Genomic DNA, 4,572 nt, shown 5'->3' with positions numbered 1-4,572 from the left:
CTCCTCGTCCTGTGCGGCGGCAATCACATCCTCGCCGAGCTCGCTCGCGCGCAGCGCCCGGTCGCAGAGCGCCATCGCCATCGCCTTGCGCTCGCTCTGCCCGAAGACCAGGCCGTAGCCGCGGGTGAATTGCGGCGGCGCCTTGGCCGAACCCTTGAACTGGTTCACCATCTGGCATTCGGTGACGCGGATGGAGCCGAGCGGCACGGCGAAAGGCAGTTCCGGCACGTCGAGTTCCAACTCGACCTCGCCGATGCGGATCTCGCCGACGAAAGGATGGTTGCGGGCATAGCCGCGTTGCGTCGAATAGCCGAGCGCCAGCAAAAAGCCTTCGTCGCCGCGCGACAGCGCCTGCAGGCGGATGTCGCGCGCCATCGGGAATTGCAGCGGCTCACGGGTGATGTCGCCGGGGATGTGGTCAAGCGGCATGTCGCCGTCGGCTTCGATCAGGCCTTCATGGGCGAGAATCGAGGAGACACGCGGCATCGCTTCGGCTTCGGCCGGACGCTGCGTGGGCGTCTCGACATCGACGCCTGCGGCAAGCTCCGGATCGAGCAGCCGGTGGGTGTAGTCGAAGGTCGGGCCGAGCACTTGGCCGCCGGGCAGGTCCTTGTAGGTGGCCGACACGCGCCGCTCGACCTGCATGGCGCCGGTGTCGGCCGGGTTGGTGTAGCCGAAGCGCGGCAGCGTCGTGCGATAGGCGCGCACCAGGAAGATTGCCTCGATCATGTCGCCGCGCGCCTGGACGACGGCTAAAGCCGCAAGCTCGCGATCGTAGAGCGAGCCTTCGCTCATCACCCGGTCGACACCGAGCGCCAACTGCTCGGCGATCTGGTCGAGGCGCAGGGCCGGCACGGAGCGGTCGCCGCGCCGGCGATCGGCAAGCAGGCGGTGCGCATTGGCAATTGCGGCTTCGCCGCCTTTCACCGCGACATACATGTCATGCCTCCATCGTCTTGATGCGGGTGGTGCGCGGCAGGCAGGCGAGGCTGCTGGGCGCCGCCAGGATGATGTCGACGCCGCGCGGGAAACGCTGATTGTTCTGCTTCCATTGCTCGACGAAATAGCGCGGCATGCCTGTCGGCGCGATCATCGCGGTCTTCTCGACGCCCGGGCCTTCGAGCAGTAGCGACGGACCGGAAGCGAGATCGTCGACCAACAGGATCAGCGTCGTCGAGCGGTCGGGATATTCCTGCGTGCCTTGCGAAAAGCCGTCGAGCGCAGCCATCTCCGCCGGGTTGGCTACCAAAGCGAAATGCGCGTCGGCCGGCGTGTTGGCCAAGGGTGCGCCGGTGTGAAAGCCGAGCCAGGCCTTGACCGCGGGCTCCGCCTGCAGCCGCGGATCGAGCCAGATCGCCGTGTCGTTGTCGCAGAGCGAAAGCGCCGCGGCTGCGGCGGTCGCCGACAGCGGCGCCGGCGGATGGGCGAGCGGCGGCAGGGCCTGAATATTGCCGGGGCGCGCCATTGCGTCCATGATGGCGCGGAACACGACCTGCGCGTTGAACACCGGATCGGCGAAGCCGCCTTCGATCGATTGCGTCGCGATATCCATCAGTCCTCTCCGCGCACCATGGTGAAGAAATCCACTTTCGTGGCCGCTGTCTCGACACGCCGCTTTTCGCGCGCCGCGTCGAGTGCCCCACGCAAGGGCGCGACCAGCTTGGTTTCGACCGTTTCGCGGTGGGCCGGGTCCTGCCAGAGCGCGTCGGCGATGGCCGCGAGCTTGGCTTTGCCCTTGTCGCGGCCGAGCGAATAGGAATGGCCGACCTGTCCGGTGGGCAGCCGCACGGTGGCGCGGGTGATGGTCGCCTCGCCGACATTGAACGGCGCGCCGCCGCCGCCGATCCGCCCGCGCACCGTTACCAATCCGGTTTCGGGGCCGCGCAGCAGCTCCGCCTCCGAGGGCAGGCCGGAGCCCGCCCATAGGCGCGCGATCTCATCAGGCGCTGCGTGCGCCAGCGTCGCCATCACGGTTCTCCGCTCGGCCTGCTCGCGTGCTTCCTGTCCCCGCATGGCTCGCCTCCTTGCATAGCGGCTAATTTGTCTATTGATATAGACAACTATACAAATTATACTCATCACCTAACGAGAGTCCATGACGAGTGGATGACAAGAGGCGTAAAAGTTAGGGGGAAGGCGTTGGGGGCGGGGAAATGACCGGGCTGGCAAGCAGCATCGAAAGGCGCAGCGGCGTGTCGCTGTGGCGGCAGATCGCCGACAGGATCCTGGAGGGGATCGCGAATGGCGATTTCGCCGAGAACGCGGCGCTGCCGCCCGAGGTCGCGCTGGCGGAACGCTATGGCGTCAACCGTCACACGGTGCGCAGCGCCATTGCCGCGCTGGTGCAGGAAGGCGTGCTGAGAGCCGAGCAGGGGCGCGGCACCTTCGTGTTGTCGCGCAAGCGCCTGTCCTATCCGATCGGCGCGCGCACGCGGTTTTCGACCGGGTTGCAAGGGCAGACGACCGAGCGCCACATCGCGCTGCTGTCGTCATCGACCGAGCCGGCCAACCGGCGCATCGCCGAAGCGCTCGGCATCGCCAGAGGGGCGGCCGTGATCCGTCTGGAAACACGCGGCGAGGCCGACGGGCATCCGGTGTCGCGCGCCTCGACCTGGTTCGATGCCAAGCGCTTCGCCGGCATCGAGGCCGCGATGGCCGAGACGGGATCGGTCACCGCCTCGCTCAAGCGCTTCGGCATCAACGACTATCTGAGGCACTCGACGGTGCTGTCGGCGCGCCACGCCGACGCCGATGATCTTGCCGATCTCGATCTGCAGCCGGGCGCCATCGTGCTGGTCACTGTCGCGGTGAACGTCACGCTCGACGGTCGGCCGATCCAGTTCGCGGAATCGCGCTTTCCGGCGGAGCGGGTGGAACTGAGGTTGTCGGCCGGCGATTAGCCTCCGACGTCGTCATCCAGGGCGATAACCTCAGAGGTCGCCATCCGCGGGCGGAGCGACGCGAAGCGGAGCGCAGACCCGAGGATCCATTCCGTTACCTTGATCGTAAAGTGCGGCGGAGCAGAGTTCTGGATCGTTGCAACGCGTCGACGTCACGGAATGGATCCTCGGGTCTGCGCTGCGTCGCTACGCTCCTTGCTCCGCCCGTGGATGACGAAGGGATGGGATCAGTCACCTCGATAACAGCCTTGATCAGCCCCGACTTCTCATGCGTCCATCCGGCGCGGTCGCGCTTACCTATCAGCGGCTTGGCGTTTGAGGACCGCCTTCCCCCACTCCGTCTCGGCTTCGCCGAGCCACCTCTCCCCCCTCCGGAGGGAGAGGAAAGGAGCCCGCTGGCGACGGGAGAAGGAGGGAGTCTGGTTGAGGAGCGTTGGCTGCAATAGGCTCGCACCCTTCCTCTCCCCCGTCGATCGGGGGAGAGGTGGCTCGGCGAAGCCGAGACGGAGTGGGGGTCGACCTGCGCGGCGTCGTTGTTACCCGACCTCGATAACCGCCTTGATCAGGCCGGTTTTCTCATGCGCCCATCTGGCGAGATCGCGCGGCGTGCCGGCAAGCGTCGTGCGGTGGGTGACCAGTTTGGCGAGCGGCACAGCGCCGTTGCGGATCGAGGCGGCGACATGGTCGAAATCGGCGCGCAACGCGTTGCGGCTGCCGACCAGAGTCATCTCGCGTTTGTGGAACTCGGGGTCGGAGAAGGCGATGTCGTCCTTGACGACGCTGACCAGCACCAGCGTGCCGCCATGCGCGACATGGGCGAAGGCGGACTGCACCGACTGCGTGTTGCCGGTGGCGTCGAACACCAGGTCGAAGCCTTCGCCGCCGGTGGCCTGGCGCACCAGATCTGTCGCCGGCGCTTTCGAGCCGTCGAGTGCTGCAAATCCGAGCTCGCTTTCGGCGAAACCGAGCCGCTCGGTGCTCATGTCGAGCAGGCTGACGTCCAGCCCGGCGATGCGGGCGAAGAGCGCCGTGCCGAGGCCGATCGGGCCGGCCCCGATGACCAGCGTGCACTGGCCGGGAGCGCCAAGCGAGCGCCGCACGGCATGCGCGCCGATCGCCAGGAATTCGACCGCTGCCGCGTCGGCCAGTGACAGACCATTTGCCGGATAAAGGTTCTGCGCCGGCACCAGGATCTCGTCGCACATGGCGCCGTCACGATGCACACCCAGCACTTCGATCTTCAAGCAGCAGTTCGGCTTGCCGTGCCGGCAGGCGATGCATTTGCCGCAGGCGAGGTAGGGATTGACGATCACCGCTTCGCCGATCGCCAGGCCAACGCCTTCGCCTCTCTCGGCGATCGTGCCCGAGACCTCGTGGCCCATGATGCGCGGATAGGCGAGGAAAGGGTGCTTGCCTTCGAAGATGTGGTAGTCGGTACCGCAGATGCCGACATGGCTGACGGCGACCCGCGCCCAACCGGGTGGCGGCGCGCCCGGCGATGCGCGGTCTTCGAGGACAAGATCGCCGGGCGAGCGGCAGACGACGGCTTTCATGCGCTGATCCAGTATTTGCGACAGCGCCGGCCCATCAATTTGGTGGGCCGGCGCGTCATTTCAGGGACGGTTATTTGCCGCGACGGCGCAGGCCGTCGAAGTAGACGATGACGATGATC

The 4,572-nt window shown here is 66.8% G+C and carries 5 protein-coding genes; 1 reads left to right on the top strand and 4 read right to left on the bottom strand.

The window, feature by feature from the left end:
- The 3 genes from EOA29_RS26060 to phnG form a co-directional block, all read right to left on the bottom strand.
- A partial coding sequence (locus EOA29_RS26060) for a carbon-phosphorus lyase complex subunit PhnI (RefSeq protein ID WP_127221812.1) occupies window positions 1-939 on the bottom strand: 939 nt, incomplete at its 3' end.
- A 1-nt stretch (window position 940) separates the two neighbouring features.
- Window positions 941-1,552, bottom strand: a complete 612-nt coding sequence (phnH, locus tag EOA29_RS26055; protein ID WP_126091877.1) for a phosphonate C-P lyase system protein PhnH — start codon at window positions 1,550-1,552, stop codon at window positions 941-943.
- A complete protein-coding gene (gene phnG, locus EOA29_RS26050) occupies window positions 1,552-2,013 on the bottom strand; it encodes a phosphonate C-P lyase system protein PhnG (RefSeq protein ID WP_126091878.1) in 462 nt (153 codons plus the stop codon). The genes phnH and phnG overlap by 1 nt, the downstream gene beginning before the upstream one ends.
- A gap of 140 nt (window positions 2,014-2,153) precedes the next feature.
- Here phnG and phnF point away from each other — a divergent pair, with 140 nt between their 5' ends.
- Entirely contained in the window at window positions 2,154-2,900 is a 747-nt protein-coding gene (phnF, locus tag EOA29_RS26045) for a phosphonate metabolism transcriptional regulator PhnF (RefSeq protein WP_126091879.1), read from the top strand.
- A gap of 536 nt (window positions 2,901-3,436) precedes the next feature.
- On the opposite strand, the gene EOA29_RS26035 is transcribed toward phnF, so the two are convergent.
- Window positions 3,437-4,453 carry a zinc-binding alcohol dehydrogenase family protein gene (locus tag EOA29_RS26035; RefSeq protein WP_126091880.1) on the bottom strand — a complete coding sequence of 339 codons (1,017 nt, stop codon included), beginning with the start codon at window positions 4,451-4,453 and terminating at the stop codon, window positions 3,437-3,439.
- Window positions 4,454-4,572: the final 119 nt, after the last annotated feature.

The organism is Mesorhizobium sp. M1E.F.Ca.ET.063.01.1.1, assembly GCF_003998155.1.
Taxonomy (GTDB): domain Bacteria; phylum Pseudomonadota; class Alphaproteobacteria; order Rhizobiales; family Rhizobiaceae; genus Mesorhizobium.
This window is presented reverse-complemented; position numbering and strand designations above follow the sequence as displayed.